Genomic DNA, 16,525 nt, shown 5'->3' on the forward strand with positions numbered 1-16,525 from the left:
ATCACCGGTGACGCCACGGTGATCGCGTCGGAGATCACCGACAACATCACCGGCACAGTGGATCTGTTCGACGACTCGGTCTCGCACGAGGTGTCGCTGGAGATCACCGACGCCGAGTACAAGGACATGATCACCACCTTCCAGTCCACCGGTGACAAGAAGTGGATCACCGCGGACATCACCATCGACGGCACCTTCGTCAATGACGTCTCGGTCCGGTTGAAGGGCAACTCCACCCTGATGGGCGTCCGCGGCGAGAACGCCATGCCCGGCGGTGAGGGATTCGCTCCGCCCGAGGGCATGGAGTTGCCGGAGAACTTCCAGCTTCCCGAGGGCTTCGATCCGATGGCGGGGATGGCGTCGGAGGACGATCCGACGTCCTTGCCGCTGCTCATCAGCTTCGACGAAAACGAAGATGGCCGGGCATACCAGGGCATGACGGAGTTGTCGGTCCGCCCGGGATCCCCGGTGCTGAACGAGGCGATGGCGCTGTCGCTGACCGCGGCGACCGGTCAGGCGACCCAGCGCTACGCGTACACGGTGTACTCGATCAACGACAGCGCCACCACCACCCGGTTGCTGCTCGAGCACCCCGACGACACGTACGCCAACTCGCTGTTCGACACCGACGGCTACCTGTACAAGGCGGACGCCAACTCGACCTTCGCGTACGCCGGTGACGACCAGTCCGCCTACGCCGACCAGTTCAAGCAGATCAACGCGGTCGACAGCGGCAACCTCCAGCCGCTCATCAACTTCCTGAAGTGGATGGACAGCGCCGACGACGCGGAATTCGATGCGCACCTGGCCGACTGGGTCGACGTCGATTCGTTCGCCCGCTACCTGGCCACACAGAACTTGCTCGTCAACGGCGACGACATGAGCGGGCCGGGACAGAACTACTACCTCTGGTACGACCTCGAATCCAAGAAGATCACCGTCATCTCCTGGGATCTCAATCTGGCGATGCAGGGCGACACGACTACCGGCCCGCACGACAGCGTCGGATTGTCCATGCCGGGCGGGGGCGGGCCCGGAGCGATGGGCAACGGCGGCGAGGCCGGCGCAGGCATGACGCCGCCCGAGGGCATGACGCCGCTCGAGGGGATGACGCCGCTCGAGGGGATGACGCCGCCCGAGGGGATGACGCCACCGACGGGCGGCACCACCGGCACGGACGGGGCACAGATGCAGGGACCCGGCGGCATGGGCGGCCCACCCGGCATGGGAGGCGGCCCCGGCGGAAAGTCCAATGCCCTCAAGACCCGGTTCCTCGACTCCGAGGCGTTCACCGCCGTATACGAGGAGGCCTACTGGGACCTCTTCGACCAGATGTACCCCAGCGGACTCGCCTCCGAAACCCTCGACCGGATCGCGCAGTCCATTCCGGTCAGCGACGGACTCAGCGCAGATGATCTGCAGGCGAAGGTCGACGACATGCATACCTGGATCGACCAGCGCACCGCCGCACTGACCGAGCAGCGCAACACCTGAACAGCGCACCGACTCACCGACGGCGGCGGCATGGGGCACCCGCTCCGAGCCGCTGCCGTCGACCGTTCGGTGCCCCGGTCCCGCACCCAATCGTATTGAGAGAGCAGATGTTCGCACGCTTCAAGCCCAAGTCCGATGTCTTCTACATGCTGTTCACCTCGTCGTCCCAGTGCATCCAGTCCGGCGCCAAGACTCTGACCGAGCTCGGCCGCCCCGGTGCGGACCACGCCGCCGTCTCCGCGCGGATGGTCGAGCTCGAACACGAATGCGACCGCATCACCCACGAGATCTTCCAGACCCTGAACTCGAGCTTCGTGACCCCCTTCGACCGCTCCGACATCTACGTCCTCGGTGCCGCGCTCGACGACGTGCTCGATCACATGGAGGCGGCCGCGCAACTGGTCACCCTGTACGGAATCAGTGAACTGCCGGACAAACTCGTCGAGGTGATCGACACCCTCGAGACGAGTGCGCGGATCACCGCTGAGGCCATGCCCCGACTGTCCTCGATGAAGGGCCTGGAGAAGTACTGGATCACGATCAACGAACTCGAGAACACCGCCGATCACCTCTACCGGACCTTCCTCGCCGAGCTGTTCAACGGCAGCCGGGACGCCCTCACGGTGATGAAGCTCAAGGACGTGGCGGACGAACTCGAGGACGCCGCCGACGCCCTGGAGAAGGTCTCGCACGTCGTCGAGTCCATCGTTCTCAAGGAGTCGTGACCGACGGTGCTCGCGCTGGTCCTTGTCATCGCCCTGGCGATGGCGTTCACGTTCACCAACGGATTTCACGACTCGGCCAACGCGATCGCGACCTCGGTCTCGACCCGCGCCCTGACGATGCGAGCGGCGCTGGCGATGGCCGCCGTCGGCAACCTCGTCGGCTCCTTCTTCGGTGCCAAGGTCGCGGCGACGGTCGGCGCCGGGATCATCGAACTCGACGTCAGTAACCACGCCCTGCTCATCGTCGGTTGCGCGCTGGTGGGGGCGATCTGCTGGAACCTGATCACCTGGTGGTTCGGGCTGCCGTCCTCCTCGTCGCACGCGCTGATCGGCGGCATGGTCGGTGCCGCGCTCGCAGGCGGCATGACCGTCCTCTGGGACGGGGTCGTGGACAAGGTTCTGCTGCCGATGATCCTCTCGCCTGTCGTGGGCCTCGTGCTCGGCTACCTGGTGATGATCGCCATCATGTGGTTGTTCCGGAATTCGTCCCCGTCGGTGACGGGCCGGCGATTCCGTCGGGCACAGACCTGCTCGGCAGCAGCGATGGCCTTCGGCCACGGCATGCAGGATGCCGCCAAGACGATGGGCATCGTGGTTCTCGCGCTGGTGGTCTCAGGGCATCAAGACGACTACTCGATCCCGTGGTGGTGTTTCCTGCTGACCGCCGCTGTGCTCGCGCTCGGCACCGCGACCGGTGGGATGCGCATCATGCGCACCCTCGGACGCAAGATCATCGAGCTGGACCCGCCGCAGGGATTCGCGGCCGAGGCCACTGCCGCCTCGGTCCTCTACGTCGCGTCGATGGGGCTGGGCGCACCGGTTTCCACAACGCACGTCATCTCCTCCGCGATCATGGGCGTCGGGTCCACCAAACGCCTCACCGCGGTGCGCTGGGGAACGGCGGGCAACATGGTCGTCGCGTGGATCACGACCTTCCCCGCCGCCGCGATCATCGCGGCAGTCACACTGTTCGCCTTGGGCGCCTTCGCATGACCGGCTGCTGCGACGCGTCGGTACCGGGCCGGCCAACGTGGCCCGTCGTGTCCATCGCCGCGTCACGCGACGAGATCACCGGTCGGTCAGGCGACAACCACGAGGCGCGGCCGCCCGGGAACCGGGTAACCGTCGACGGTCACCTGATCGGTCGGGCGGACGAGCTGACCCGGGTGCCGAGCGGGCCTGCCGTTCACCAGGACGAGGCCCTCCATGGCCAGCGCCACCGCCTGTGCGCGAGTGACATGCGGGTTCTGTTCGACGAGCGTGTCGCAGACCGGCCTGCAGTCGAATTCGTCGTTCATGGTCGCAGCGTGCGCGGCCTGGATGAACGGCCCGGCAACCGCGCCGGGCACGCTGCGTACACCTACGTGAACAGAGTGTGTGACGGGTCCAGCCGTCGCGTGATGCGACCTCTGTCGGGTCGCACCTGCCCGTGCGGGGCGGCGACTGCCAGTCTATTGCCAGGCCCACCCGGGCTTGTTGACAGAATTCGTTGCGACACTGATGAAGTCGGCCGGAGCCGAGGGTTGTGGCCCCGACCCGGAGCGGGTGGAACCCGCTCGCTTCGTCGCGGGCCCGGTGTGAGCAGCCGGCCGACGCCTCCGCCGCCCGGGCGGCGCGAGCGCGTACGGTGCCGTCCCCGACGAAAGGGATCCCGGTGACGCTCGGTAGATGCGTGCTTGTTGCCGCCGCGATCTGCGTCGCGACGGCGGGGTCCGCTGCCGCCGCGACAGCAGCCGACCTCCGCGGAGAGTCGCCGGCCCTGTCCGTCCACTGCACACCGACCGACACGGCTCTCGAGGAGTTGTCCGGCCTGGCCTGGTCCGGTGACGGCGGCTACGCGATCGCCGACAGTGGCAGTGACGATCGACTGGCGGTGCTCGACTCCCGATGCCGAGTCGTCCGCTGGATCGAACTCGATTTTCCCACCACCGATGTGGAGGATCTGGCCCTCGCGGGGGATGGCACCGTCTGGCTGGCGGACACCGGCGACAACGACGTCGAGCGGGAGTCGATCGCGCTGATCGGTGTGGACCCGTCGACCGGACGGCAGGAACGGATACCGCTGACGTTCGCTGACGGCGCCCACGACGTCGAAGCCCTGCTGATCGCCGGGACCGGGACGCCCGTCCTCGTCACCAAGGTCAAAGGCGAGGCGGCGACCGTCTACACCACGTCCGGCGGGGAGAGCGTCCACACCATGTCCGCCGACACCCCTACCGTTCTCGTTGCCGCCGGAACGGTGCCGGCGCGGGGCCACGACGACGAGGTGAGGCCGATCACCGGTGCGGCCCTGTCGGCCGACGGCTCGACCGCCGCACTGCGCACCAAGAAGGACGTCTTCCTCTACCGGGTCCGGGTCGCGGACATCGTCGCCGCGCTCACCGCAGCGCCGGCGGTCGTGCTCGAATCGCCGGACCAGCCGCAGGGCGAAGCCGTCACCTTCACCGACACCGGCGATCTGCTGCTCGCCTCCGAGGCGAGCGGCGAGCCGATGCCGCCCATTCACGAAGTCGCGAGAGCGGCCGAGCTCGCCCGGACGGCAGATGATCCTTCGTCGAGCTTCCACGTGCCCATGCCCCTCCTCGTCGCGGGTTTCGCCGTGAGCGGAGTTGCCGCGGCGTTGTGGATTCGCCGACACAACCGGACGGGTTCGGCCGCCGGACCCCCTCGCTGATCGCGCCCACCCGAATCGACGGTGACCCGCTGCGTTGGCGTGACAATTCGGAAGCCGTGCGTGACCGAGCGCACCCGCCGCCGACCAGTGCGGCCCCGGCGCAGCCGCCCGGTTAGACTTTGCGCTGGCAGTACCCCACGGGGCTGCCCATTCGATTCCTCCAGGGAAGGGACCCGACTCCTCGTGTCATCGCAGGTCGATACCGTCACCCACGCCACCGCGACCCCCGATGTTGCCCAGCCCTACCGGGAGCTGGGACTCAAGGACGACGAGTACGCCCGCATCCGGGAGATCCTCGGCCGCCGTCCCACGGATGCCGAGCTGGCGATGTACTCGGTGATGTGGTCCGAGCACTGCTCCTACAAGTCCTCCAAGGTGCACCTGAAGTACTTCGGCGAGACCACCACCGACGAGATGCGGTCGTCGATGCTCGCCGGTATCGGTGAGAACGCCGGAGTCGTGGACATCGGCGACGGCTGGGCGGTCACCTTCAAGGTCGAGTCCCACAACCACCCGTCGTACATCGAGCCGTACCAGGGCGCCGCGACCGGCGTCGGCGGCATCGTCCGCGACATCATGGCGATGGGCGCCCGCCCGATCGCGGTGATGGACCAGCTGCGGTTCGGCGCGGCCGACCACCCCGACACCCGTCGCGTCGTCGACGGCGTGGTCCGCGGCGTCGGTGGATACGGCAACTCCCTCGGCCTGCCCAATGTCGGCGGCGAGACCGTCTTCGACGCCTCGTACCAGGGCAACCCGCTGGTCAACGCGCTGTGCGCGGGTGCGATGCGGGTCGAGGACCTGCACCTGGCGTTCGCGTCCGGCGCAGGCAACAAGATCATCCTGTTCGGTGCGCGCACCGGCCTCGACGGCATCGGCGGCGTGTCCGTCCTCGCCTCCGAGACCTTCGACGAGAGCGCAGGCGGCCGGCCGAAGAAGCTGCCCAGCGTCCAGGTCGGCGACCCGTTCACCGAGAAGGTGCTCATCGAGTGCTGTCTCGACCTGTACCGCGACCGGCTGGTCGTCGGCATCCAGGACCTCGGCGGCGCCGGGCTGTCCTGCGCGACGTCGGAGCTTGCCGCGGCCGGTGACGGCGGCATGCACATCAACCTCGACCGCGTCCCGACCCGCGCCAAGGGCATGACCGCCGCGGAGGTGCTCTCCAGCGAGTCCCAGGAGCGCATGTGCGCCGTGGTGACCCCGGAGAACGTCGACGCGTTCATGGCCGTCTGCAAGAAGTGGGACGTCCTGGCCACCGTCATCGGTGAGGTCACCGACGGCGAGCACCTCGTCATCGACTGGCACGGCGAGACCGTCGTCGACGCCCCGGCTCGCACCATCGCCCACGAGGGCCCGGTCTACGAGCGTCCCGTCCAGCGTCCGGACAGTCAGGACGCGCTGGTCGCGAACACCACCGCCGGCCTGAAGCGCCCGGAGTCCGACGCCGAACTCGAGGCCACCCTGCTCAAGATGGTCGGCTCCCCGCAGCTGGCCAGCCGCAAGTGGATCACCGAGCAGTACGACCGCTACGTGCGCGGCAACACCGTGCTCGCCGAGAACGCCGACGGCGGCGTGATCCGCGTCGACGAGAAGACCGGCCGCGGCATCGCCCTGGCCACCGACGCGTCCGGCCGCTACACCGCCCTCGACCCGTACGCGGGCGCGCAGCTGGCCCTCGCCGAGGCGTACCGCAACGTCGCCGTCACCGGCTCCACCCCGAAGGCCGTCTCCAACTGCCTGAACTTCGGTTCCCCCGAGGACCCGGGCGTGATGTGGCAGTTCCAGCAGGCCGTGCGCGGCCTCGCGGACGGCTGCGCGCAGCTGGGCATCCCGGTCACCGGCGGCAACGTCAGCTTCTACAACCAGACCGGCGCCACGGCGATCCTGCCGACCCCGGTCGTCGCCGTGCTCGGTGTGATCGACGACGTGCACCGCCGGATCCCGACCGGGCTGGGCCTCGAGCCCGGCGAGACCCTGATCCTGCTCGGCGACACCCGCGACGAGTTCGACGGCTCGATCTGGGCGCAGGTCGAGCACGACCACCTCGGCGGCGTCCCGCCGAAGGTCGACCTCGAGCGTGAACGCCTGCTCGCCGACATCCTGCTCGCCGGCTCCCGGGACGGGCTGATCTCCGCCGCGCACGACCTGTCCGAGGGTGGCCTCGGGCAGGCCGTCGTCGAGGCCGCGCTGGCGGGGGAGACCGGCTGCCGGATCCTGCTGCCGGAGGGCGCCGACCCGTTCGTCACGCTGTTCTCCGAGTCCGCGGGGCGCGTGCTGGTCGCGGTGCCGCGCACCGAGGAGACCCGCTTCACCGGCATGTGCACCGCCCGCAACCTGCCGTGGGTGCGGATCGGCGTCGTCGACGAGGGCTCCGACTCCGTCGAGGTCCAGGGCCACTTCTCCGTCACCCTCGACACGCTGCGCGAGACGTCCGAAGGAACGCTGCCCGCGCTGTTTGGATAGCCATGTGACCGACACGGCAGCGACCCCGGAACCCGGGACGGATCAGGCACCCGCCGGACCGTCCCGGGTTTCCGCGCGTCCGGGGGTCGGCGCGTCCGGCCGCTGGGTCGACCGACTGCGGGAGTGGAGCGCCCCCTGGTCCACCGAGCGACTCGCCGACAAGCACCCGTTCGTGGCGTGGGCGTGGGGTCTGCTCAAACTCGACTTCACCGGCATCGCGTTCGGTGCGTTGTTCTTCTGCTGGTCCCTGACGCCGTCGCTGCTGCCGCGAGACTGGCTCTTCCAAGGGCTGATCGGGGGCATCACCGCCGCGTTCGGCTACGCGGTCGGCTGCGCCCTCGGCTGGGCCGCGCACCGGTACTGGCTGTCGAAGCTGTCCTGGTGGCCGCCGCCGGCGCGCGTGACCACCCCGATCAAGGTGGCGGTGCCGATCCTGTCGGTCGTCGCGGCGCTGGTGATGCTGGTGTACTCGGCGGGCTGGCAGCGCGAGCTGGCGGCGCTGATGGGCGCCGAGGGCACCACCACGACCGGCTACCTGCGCACCCTGCTGCTGAGCATGGCCGTCGCGGCGCTGCTCATCTCGATCTGGCGGGTGCTGCGGGATCTGGTGCGGCTGATCGCCCGGTACCTGATCAAGTGGCTGCGGGTGCCGCGGTCCGCGGCCGCGCCGATCGGGTTCGTGGTGGTCGCGTTCCTGAGCTACACCCTCGTCACCGACGTGCTCTTCAACGGCGTGTACTCGTTCGTGAACTCGGCCTTCAGCCTGCAGAACGACGAGACCCGGGCCGGTGTCGTGCGGCCGATCCGCCCGGAACGCTCGGGCAGTCCGGAGTCGTACGCGCCGTGGGAGACCCTCGGGTACGAGGGCCGCGAGTTCGTCTACCGCGGCCTGCACGCCGACCAGCTCGCCGGTTACAACGGCGCGCCCGCTCGGGAACCGATCCGCGTGTACGCCGGGCTGGGGACCGCCGAGGACACCAACGCCCGCCTCGACGTGGTGATCCGGGAGCTCGAACGCACCGGCGCGTTCCAGCGCAAGGCGCTCGTCGTGATCCCGACGACCGGCACCGGCTGGGTCAACCCGACCGCGGCCGACGCCGTCGAGTTGATGTTCAACGGTGACACCGCACTGGTCGCCAGCCAGTACTCGTACCTGCCGAGCTGGCTCTCCTTCCTCGCCGACCGAGAGAAGGCGGCCGAGGCGGGCCGGGCCCTGGTGCACCGGGTGCACGAGCGATGGTTGCAGGAGCCGGCGGAGACCCGGCCCAAGCTGCTGGTATACGGCGAATCGCTGGGCACCCAGGCGGGGGAGGCCGCGTTCGACGGGCTCTCCGACATCCGCGAGATGGTCGACGGGGTGCTGTGGGTGGGCCCGCCCAACGCGAACCCGTTGTGGAGCACCCTCGTAGCGCGTCGTGATCCCGGCAGCCCCGAGGTCCAGCCCGAGTACTCGGACGGCCTGGTTGTCCGATTCGCGGACACCGCCGCCGCGATCGACGCGCAGCCGGGCCCCTGGCTGTACCCGCGGGTGCTCTACATCCAGCACCCGTCCGACCCGGTGGTGTGGTGGAACCCGGACCTGATCTTCAACCGCCCCGACTGGCTGTCCGAGCCGCCCGGCTACGACCGGCTGCCGTCGATGCGCTGGTTCCCCTTCGTCACGTTCTGGCAGGTGGCCGCCGACCTGGCGAACGCGGCGGGGGTGCCGGACGGCCACGGACACAACTACGGCACCAGCGTGCTGGACGGCTGGGTCGCGGTCGCCGCCCCCGACGGCTGGACGACCGCCGACACCGAACGGGTGCGGGGTGTGCTGGACGCGATCGCAGGCACCCAGGGCCCCGAAAAGTGACCTCCGTTGCCCGCATGAACGGAAGCGTTCAGTCGACTACATCGAATGAATGGTTCCGTTCATGCCATCGGGGGTGGGTGGTGGACAGGGGGTGGGTGGCGCTCGGGTGCGCGGCCGGGCTGGTCGGGTGGAACAACTGGGTGCTGCCGCGGCTCGGGCTCGGCGCCCGGGGACGGGCGGCGGCGAACGCGGCGGCGGCGACGGGGCTGGCGGCGGCGGTCCGTGCCGCCGGTGTCCCGGCCACCGAACTGGGCTGGCGGGCGCCGGGGGCCGGGCTGCGGTGGGGGCTGGCGGCGTCCGCGCTGCCTGCGGTCGCGTATCCGACGATGCTCGCGATCCCGTGGGCGCGGGCGCGGATGGCGTCCGGTGCCCGGCGCGCCGACCACACGGAGTGGGTGTTCGTGCACATCCCGTTCGGGACGGTGCTCGCCGAGGAACTGGCGTTCCGGTCGGTGCTGTACGCGCTGGCGCGGCGCGCGTCGACCCGTTGGGCGCCGGTGCTCGGCGCCGTCACGTTCGGCCTGTGGCACGTGGCGCCCGCGCGGCACGCTGGGGACTCGGTGCCCGGCACCGTCGCGCTGACGGCGACCGCGTCCCTGTTGTTCGACCTGCTCCGGGACCGCAGCGGCAGCGTGCTCGCGCCTGCGGTGCTGCACCTGGCTGTCAATGCCGGTGGGGCAGTGGCCGCCGAGGCCGCGGCCGACCGCTAGTGGTGCCGTCGCGCGTTGATAGGTTGGCGCGGTGCCCCAACGCCGAAGGATCGACCCCGCCGAGATGCGGGCCGCGGTCGTGGCGGTGCGGGACTGGCTCGCCGACGAGGACGCTCCGGCGCCCGCTCGTCCGGTCGTCGCGGCCGCTGTGCGGCTGAGCGCTCGCACCCTGGAGGACGTCGCGCCCGGTTCGTCGGTGGAGGTTCGGGTGCCCCCGTTCGTGGCGGTGCAGTGCGTCGAGGGTCCACGGCACACCCGCGGCACGCCGCCGAATGTCGTCGAGACCGATCCGCGCACCTGGCTGCGACTGGTGACCGGCCGGACCACCTTCGCCGACGCGGTGGCGGCAGGAACCGCGACCGCATCCGGCACGCGGGCCGCGGAAATCGGGCACTGGCTGCCGCTGCTCCGGACGTGACGCCTCCGCGTCGCTCCGGGTGGCGACACGTCCGTGTGACCGCCGCGACAGCCGTGAGCCCCGTGGTGGGAGCACCCCCTCGGTGGCCGTAGACTGAGCGTGCCCCCCGCACCCACCCCCAAAGGGAGCAACCCCGGTGACTTCAGCCGATTTGTCGGTCAACAGCCCGAATCTTCTCGCACCCGCAGACCTGTCCGATCAGGACGAGCAGCCGCCCCGCGAGGAGTGTGGCGTCTTCGGCGTCTGGGCTCCGGGCGAGGATGTGGCCAAGCTCACCTACTACGGTCTCTACGCGCTGCAGCACCGCGGCCAGGAGGCGGCCGGCATCGCCGTTGCCGACGGCTCGCAGGTCCTGGTGTTCAAGGACCTCGGCCTGGTCAGCCAGGTGTTCGACGAGCAGACCCTCGGCGCGATGCCGGGGCACGTCGCCGTCGGGCACTGCCGCTACTCGACCACCGGCTCCACCACCTGGGAGAACGCCCAGCCGATCTTCCGCACCACCACCGCGGGCACCGGCATCGCGCTCGGGCACAACGGCAACCTCGTCAACACCGCCGAGCTCGCCGAGCGGGCCCGGGCCGCGGGGCTGATGAACAGCAAGCGGCCCGGTGGCGCCACCTCGGACTCCGACATCGTCGGCGCCCTGCTCGCCCACGCGGCCGGTGACACCACCATCGAGCAGGCCGCGATGGAACTGCTGCCGACGTTGCGCGGCGCGTTCTGCCTGACCTTCATGGACGAGCACACCCTCTACGCCGCCCGCGACCCGCACGGGGTGCGGCCGCTGGTGCTCGGCCGGCTCGACCGCGGCTGGGTCGTCGCCTCCGAGACCGCCGCCCTCGACATCGTCGGCGCGTCGTTCGTCCGGGAGATCGAACCCGGTGAGCTGCTCGCGATCGACGCGGATGGGGTGCGTTCCTCTCGGTTCGCGGCACCCACCCCGAAGGGCTGCGTGTTCGAGTACGTGTACCTGGCGCGGCCCGACACTGCGATCGCCGGCCGGTCCGTACACGCCACCCGCGTCGACATCGGACGCCGGCTCGCGAAGGAGCACCCCGTCGAGGGTGATCTGGTGATCCCGGTTCCCGAGTCCGGCACGCCTGCGGCCGTCGGCTACGCGCAGGGTTCGGGCATCCCGTACGGCCAGGGGCTGATGAAGAACGCCTACGTGGGGCGCACCTTCATCCAGCCGTCGCAGACCATCCGCCAGCTCGGCATCCGGCTCAAGCTCAACCCGCTCCGGGACGTGATCCGCGGCAAGCGCCTGATCGTCGTCGACGACTCCATCGTCCGTGGCAACACCCAGCGCGCGCTGATCCGGATGTTGCGTGAGGCCGGTGCGCTCGAGATCCACGTGCGGATCGCGTCGCCGCCGGTGAAGTGGCCGTGCTTCTACGGCATCGACTTCGCGTCGCCTGCGGAGCTGATCGCCAACGGGGCCGGCGGCACCAGCCACGAGGCCGGCAGCGTCGAGGAGATGGTCGAGGGGGTGCGCCGCTCGATCGGGGCCGACTCGCTCGGCTACATCTCGATCGACGGCATGGTCGCGGCGACCGAGCAGCCCGCGTCCCGGCTGTGCATGGCGTGCTTCGACGGCGACTACCCGATCGCGCTGCCGACCGAGTCGTCGATCGGCAAGAACGTGCTCGAAGGCATGCTCGACAACACCGCGGGCGCGGCGCCCAGGGCCGACAACGACAACGCGAGTGCGTTGAGTCGCCCCTGAGTGGCCACCGAGGCCGCATACTTGCGCCGGTGTAACCGACATCACGTAGAACCCAGACAGTGCCAGGTGCACTGGCGAGATCACAGCTGGAGCTGAAAACCCGATGACCGACGACCAGAACCCTCGCCCCGCCGGCGCCTCCTACGCTGCGGCGGGGGTGGACATCGCCGCAGGTGACCGGGCGGTGGAGCTGTTCGCCCCGCTCGCGAAGAAGGCCAGCCGCCCCGAGGTGCTCGGTGGCCTCGGCGGGTTCGCCGGCCTGTTCGCCCTCAAGGGTGGCTACAAGGAGCCGCTGCTCGCGGCGTCCACGGACGGCGTCGGGACCAAGCTCGCGATCGCGCAGGCGCTGGACAAGCACGACACCGTCGGCCTCGACCTGGTCGCGATGGTCGTCGACGACCTCGTGGTGTGCGGTGCCGAGCCGCTGTTCCTGCAGGACTACATCGCGGTCGGCAAGGTCGTCCCGGAGCGGGTCGCGGAGATCGTCGGCGGTATCGCGCAGGGCTGCATCCAGGCCGGCTGCGCGCTCCTCGGCGGCGAGACCGCCGAGCACCCCGGTGTGATGGCGGACGGCGACTACGACCTGTCGGCCACCGGTGTCGGTGTCGTCGAGGCGGACGCGGTGCTCGGCCCGGACCGGGTGCGCCCCGGTGACGTGGTCATCGGCATGGGGTCGTCGGGTCTGCACTCGAACGGCTACTCGCTGGCCCGCAAGGTGCTGCTCGACATCGACCGGATGTCGCTGACCGGGCACGTCGAGGAGTTCGGCCGCACCCTCGGCGAGGAACTGCTCGAGCCGACCAAGATCTACGCCAAGGACTGCCTCGCGCTGATCGCCGAGACGGACGTGCGGACCTTCTGCCACGTCACCGGCGGCGGACTGGCGAACAACCTGGCCCGCGTGATGCCGAAGGGTCTGGTCGCCGAACTGGACCGTGGAACGTGGAGCCCCGCGCCGGTGTTCGCGATGATCGCGCAGCGTGGCCGCGTCGAGCGCGCCGAGATGGAGGCGACCTTCAACATGGGTGTCGGCATGGTCGCGATCGTCGCGCCCGAGGACGTCGACCGCGCGCTCGCCGTGCTCACCGCCCGGCACATCGACTGCTGGACCCTCGGTACCGTCGCCAAGGCGTCGGACAAGCAGGAGGGCGAGCTGGTTCGCCTCGTCGGCGATCACCCGCGTTTCTGAGCCCGACGTAACAGACCAACGAACCGCCCGGGTCCGCAAGGACCCGGGCGGTTCGTCGTTCGTGTCGAACCCGAACTCGGCGCCGCCGTCGTGAACCCTTCCGGGTGCACATGCTGAAATGAGGGGGAGCCCCGGGGCTCCCCCTCATTTCATTGCTCAGCTGTGTCAGCGGCGCCAGTCGTCGGTGTCCTCGTCGTCCCAGCGCGAAGCGCTGTCCTCGGAACTCTGGTCGGAGAAGGACCCGTTCCGGTGGGAGGTCGACGAGCCACCCGACAGTTCTCGTTGGAGGCTGTCGAAGTTCGTGGTGGGCGAACTGTACTTGAGCTCGCGTGCAACCTTGGTCTGCTTTGCCTTAGCCCGGCCGCGGCCCATGGCCAACCCCCTCGCGCTTTAAGCGGGGCGGCCTGGGAATTTTTGGCGGCCCCGTTTGAGTGTTTATGTCTTCCTGACAGACACTCTAGCGTGCGAACGCATCTCGCGCTCCTTCCCCTGCACAGGAGGGGTGTCTGATTCATCTCAGCGCGCCGGGAACGGCGCGAACCGTGCCGACCCGAAGGTCCCCGCCGAGCACGGGCTGCGACGCGAGTTCGGCGAGTTCCTCGGTCCACTCGACCCCGATCCGGTGCAGCAACGCCGCGGTCAGCGGCAGCCGTGCCCGTTCGTGACCGTCGTCGATCTTGAGGGCGAAGGCAGTCCCGTCCGGGAGTGCGCCGGCGTGCACACCGTCCGCACCCGCCTTGCACAGCAGGCCGGGAACCGCGGACATCAGCAGCTCGTCGTCCTTCCCGGTGCCCGAGAGCAGCCAGGGATGCTCGCGGACCGCGTCGGCGACCGTCCGCTCCGGACTGCCCGGGGCGGCCGCGACGAGCGCGGAGAACGACCGGGCGAGGGCGGTGAGCGACAGCGGCACGATCGGCAGGCCGCACCCGTCGATGCCGACCTCGTACTCGTCCTCCCCGGACAGGTCCGCGATCGTCGCCAGGACCTCCTGCTGCAGCGGATGCGTGGGGTCGAGGTAGGTGTCCGCGGGCCAGCCGCGGGCCGCGCACACGGCGAGCATCGCGGCGTGTTTGCCGGAACAGTTCATGAAGACCCGGCGCGGCCGCCCGGCGGCCGCGAGCACGCGCGCGCGGGCGCCCTCGTTCGCGGGCAGGTCCGCCGGGCACAGCAGCTGCCGCTCGGACAGCCCGACACGGGCGAGGAGGCCCAGCACCACGGCGACGTGTTCCGGTTCGCCCTCGTGGGAGGCGGCGGCGATGGCGACCTCGCGCCCGTCGGCCGGGGCGAACCCGTTGCGCAGCATCGCCACGACCTGGAGCGGCTTGTTCGCCGAGCGGGGGTAGATCGGGGTGTTCACCTCGCCGAGCGCGAGGCGGGTCTCACCGGCCGGGTCCAGGACGACCAGGGAACCGCGGTGCACACACTCGCGGAAGCCCGAGCGGACCACCTCGACCAGTTCGACGCTCAATACTCCACCTGCACCTTCAGCCCGGCGATCCGCCTGCGTGCCTTGTCTTCGACACTAGGCGACAGATCCGGCTGGCGCGCGAGCAACTCGGCCAGACCGGCGGGGTTGCGCCCGGTGAACAGGTCGCGCACCGTGACACCGTGGTCGGGCAGGTGGACGACGGTGATCGGGTCGCCCGCGGACACCGGCCCGGGACGGGTCACCTTCAGGTAGGCGCCGGTGTCGCCGCGCTGCGCGAACCGTTTCACCCAGCCCGGCTCGCCCGACCACACCCCGAAGGTGCCGCACGGGGTCCGCGGCCCGGTGACCTCGAGTTCGAGGGTGGCGCCGATGCGCCACCGGGCGCCGATCACGGCGTCGCTCGTCTCGACGCCGTGCACCCGCAGGTTCTCGCCGAACCACCCGGCGGGCAGGTCGCGTCCGAGTTCGTCCGCCCAGCGCCGCGCCTCGTCCTCCTGATACGCGTACACCGCCTTGAACACCCCGCCGTGGTGCTCGGTGTCGCAGACGTGGTCGCCGGTCAGGCCGTGCACGCCGACGGCCACCTGGCCGGTGACGGCCCGCTTGTCGATCGCGGTCCGCGGCACCCGCCGGGTGCCGCTGTCGCGCTCGGCGTGGACGACGCAGACGGCGGTGACGCCGGCGGTCACCGGCCGCGCAACCGATCGACCGCGGCCCGGCCGGCCTGGTACTCGTCGTGGCGGGGCACGGAGTCGGGATCGATCGCGGCGGCGGTGCCGCCTGCCGCCAGCGGGGTGTCGGCGGGGACCGTCCGTTTCACCAGCGCCAGGGCGATCGGCCCGAGCTCGTGGTGATCGATCACGGTGCCGAGATGTCCGACGGCGCGGCCCTCGGCGGTGACGGTGTCGCCCGGTTCGGGGCGGGTGTCGGCGGACCCGTCGAGGTGCAGCAGCACCAGGTGTCGCGGCGGCTTGCCCAGGTTGTGCACCCGCGCGACGGTCTCCTGCCCGCGGTAGCAGCCCTTGTCCAGGTGCACCGCACCGTGCTCGGTGACCCCGCCGATCCAGCGGACCTCGTGCGGGATGGTGCGTTCGTCGGTGTCCAGCCCGAGGCGCGGGCGCAGCGCCGCGACCCGCAGCGCCTCGAACGCCCAGGTGCCCGCTGGTGTGGCACCGGCCTCCGTCAACGCCTGCCACCAGTGGGTCAGGCGGTCGCGGGGGACGACCAGGTCCCAGGCGTGCTCACCGGGCCACGGCATGGTGCGCAGGAACCCGCCGCCGGGCAGCGCGACCGCGCCGTACACCGGAGGCAGTTCCGGAACGCCCAGCGCGGCCAGCAGCTTCGGGCGGCGCACGTCGGGGCCGAGGAGGCTGAGCACGGCCATGTCGGGGGCGGGCTTCGGCTCGGCCTTCGCCCAGAACACCATCTTCTGCAGGAACGCGAGCAGGTCGGGGCCGTAGGGCGCCTCGGTGTCCACCCAGGTGACCTCGCCGAGGTCGGTCAGGACGAAGTGGTGCTCCACCCGGCCGTTGACGTCGAGGCTGAGGTTCTCCGCGCTGCCGCCGTCCGGGAGGTTCGCGACGTGCTGGCTGGAGATGGTGTGCAGCCAGGTCAGTCGTTCGGCGCCGGCGATGGAGAGCACGAAGCGGTGCGAGCGGTCCACGACGGCGGCGGTGCGTTCGGCGTTGCGTTGCTCGCGCAGCGGGTCGCCGTAGTGCCAGGCGACGCCGGCGTCGGGGGAGTCGTCCGGATTGGGAACGGCCCCGGGGGCGGTGAGCAGCGGACTCGGGTTGATGCGCACGGACTCGGACACGCTTCCAGTGTAGGAGTCTCGCGCGTGGTCCC

At 70.4% G+C, this 16,525-nt stretch carries 15 protein-coding genes; 10 read left to right on the forward strand and 5 right to left on the reverse strand.

The features are described from left to right. The 3 genes from ACWEPG_RS26065 to ACWEPG_RS26075 form a co-directional block, all read left to right on the forward strand. Positions 1 to 1,494 (forward strand): CotH kinase family protein (locus ACWEPG_RS26065; RefSeq protein WP_452595703.1); only part of this gene is annotated, 1,494 nt, incomplete at its 5' end. A gap of 107 nt (positions 1,495 to 1,601) precedes the next feature. Then, a complete protein-coding gene (locus ACWEPG_RS26070) occupies positions 1,602 to 2,219 on the forward strand; it encodes a DUF47 domain-containing protein (protein ID WP_452595704.1) in 618 nt (205 codons plus the stop codon). 6 nt (positions 2,220 to 2,225) lie between these two features. Continuing rightward, the gene (locus ACWEPG_RS26075) at positions 2,226 to 3,212 is read left to right on the forward strand and encodes an anion permease (RefSeq protein WP_452595705.1); all 987 of its coding nucleotides are present in this window, start codon (positions 2,226 to 2,228) and stop codon (positions 3,210 to 3,212) included. Positions 3,213 to 3,298: 86 nt separating this feature from the next. Here the strand turns inward: ACWEPG_RS26075 and ACWEPG_RS26080 are convergent, their stop codons facing one another. After that, positions 3,299 to 3,517 (reverse strand): S4 domain-containing protein, encoded by a 219-nt coding sequence (locus tag ACWEPG_RS26080; RefSeq protein WP_452595706.1) that lies wholly within the window; start codon positions 3,515 to 3,517, stop codon positions 3,299 to 3,301. A 356-nt stretch (positions 3,518 to 3,873) separates the two neighbouring features. Between ACWEPG_RS26080 and ACWEPG_RS26085 the strand changes: the two genes are divergently transcribed. The 7 genes from ACWEPG_RS26085 to purM all read left to right on the forward strand — a co-directional run bounded on the left by ACWEPG_RS26085 (position 3,874) and on the right by purM (position 13,251). After that, positions 3,874 to 4,893: a hypothetical protein gene (locus ACWEPG_RS26085; protein WP_450115360.1), complete on the forward strand. Its 1,020-nt coding sequence runs from the start codon at positions 3,874 to 3,876 to the stop codon at positions 4,891 to 4,893. 183 nt (positions 4,894 to 5,076) lie between these two features. Next, positions 5,077 to 7,356: a phosphoribosylformylglycinamidine synthase subunit PurL gene (gene purL, locus ACWEPG_RS26090; protein ID WP_452595707.1), complete on the forward strand. Its 2,280-nt coding sequence runs from the start codon at positions 5,077 to 5,079 to the stop codon at positions 7,354 to 7,356. 115 nt (positions 7,357 to 7,471) lie between these two features. Continuing rightward, positions 7,472 to 9,208, forward strand: a complete 1,737-nt coding sequence (locus tag ACWEPG_RS26095; RefSeq protein ID WP_450115406.1) for an alpha/beta hydrolase — start codon at positions 7,472 to 7,474, stop codon at positions 9,206 to 9,208. 80 nt (positions 9,209 to 9,288) lie between these two features. After that, positions 9,289 to 9,918, forward strand: a complete 630-nt coding sequence (locus tag ACWEPG_RS26100) for a CPBP family intramembrane glutamic endopeptidase (protein WP_452595708.1) — start codon at positions 9,289 to 9,291, stop codon at positions 9,916 to 9,918. Positions 9,919 to 9,949: 31 nt separating this feature from the next. Continuing rightward, positions 9,950 to 10,336, forward strand: coding sequence for a sterol carrier family protein (locus tag ACWEPG_RS26105; protein WP_450115357.1), 387 nt, complete (start codon positions 9,950 to 9,952; stop codon positions 10,334 to 10,336). 136 nt (positions 10,337 to 10,472) lie between these two features. Next, on the forward strand, positions 10,473 to 12,062 hold the full coding sequence (gene purF / locus ACWEPG_RS26110) for an amidophosphoribosyltransferase (RefSeq protein ID WP_450115356.1): 1,590 nt from the start codon (positions 10,473 to 10,475) through the stop codon (positions 12,060 to 12,062). A 103-nt stretch (positions 12,063 to 12,165) separates the two neighbouring features. Next, positions 12,166 to 13,251, forward strand: a complete 1,086-nt coding sequence (gene purM / locus ACWEPG_RS26115; RefSeq protein ID WP_450115355.1) for a phosphoribosylformylglycinamidine cyclo-ligase — start codon at positions 12,166 to 12,168, stop codon at positions 13,249 to 13,251. A 165-nt stretch (positions 13,252 to 13,416) separates the two neighbouring features. Here purM and ACWEPG_RS26120 read toward each other — a convergent pair whose 3' ends face one another. From ACWEPG_RS26120 to ygfZ, 4 genes are all read right to left on the reverse strand, one after another. Beyond that, entirely contained in the window at positions 13,417 to 13,623 is a 207-nt protein-coding gene (locus ACWEPG_RS26120; RefSeq protein WP_450115354.1) for a DUF3073 domain-containing protein, read from the reverse strand. Between the two features lie 139 nt (positions 13,624 to 13,762). Further along, a complete protein-coding gene (locus tag ACWEPG_RS26125; RefSeq protein ID WP_450115353.1) occupies positions 13,763 to 14,719 on the reverse strand; it encodes an asparaginase in 957 nt (318 codons plus the stop codon). After that, on the reverse strand, positions 14,716 to 15,369 hold the full coding sequence (locus ACWEPG_RS26130) for an MOSC domain-containing protein (protein WP_450115352.1): 654 nt from the start codon (positions 15,367 to 15,369) through the stop codon (positions 14,716 to 14,718). The genes ACWEPG_RS26125 and ACWEPG_RS26130 overlap by 4 nt, the downstream gene beginning before the upstream one ends. Further along, on the reverse strand, positions 15,366 to 16,493 hold the full coding sequence (ygfZ, locus tag ACWEPG_RS26135; RefSeq protein ID WP_450115351.1) for a CAF17-like 4Fe-4S cluster assembly/insertion protein YgfZ: 1,128 nt from the start codon (positions 16,491 to 16,493) through the stop codon (positions 15,366 to 15,368). Before ygfZ ends, ACWEPG_RS26130 begins: the two co-directional genes overlap by 4 nt. Positions 16,494 to 16,525: the final 32 nt, after the last annotated feature.

The sequence above is a fragment of the Rhodococcus sp. NPDC004095 genome (genome assembly GCF_053604015.1).

Excerpts from the sequence above, each read along its gene's own strand:
- ACWEPG_RS26070 (WP_452595704.1), top strand. The coding sequence starts at position 1,602 with ATGTTCGCACGCTTCAAGCCCAAGTCCGATGTCTTCTACATGCTGTTC.
- ACWEPG_RS26080 (WP_452595706.1), bottom strand. The coding sequence starts at position 3,517 with ATGAACGACGAATTCGACTGCAGGCCGGTCTGCGACACGCTCGTCGAA.
- purM (WP_450115355.1), top strand. The coding sequence starts at position 12,166 with ATGACCGACGACCAGAACCCTCGCCCCGCCGGCGCCTCCTACGCTGCG.
- ACWEPG_RS26120 (WP_450115354.1), bottom strand. The coding sequence starts at position 13,623 with ATGGGCCGCGGCCGGGCTAAGGCAAAGCAGACCAAGGTTGCACGCGAG.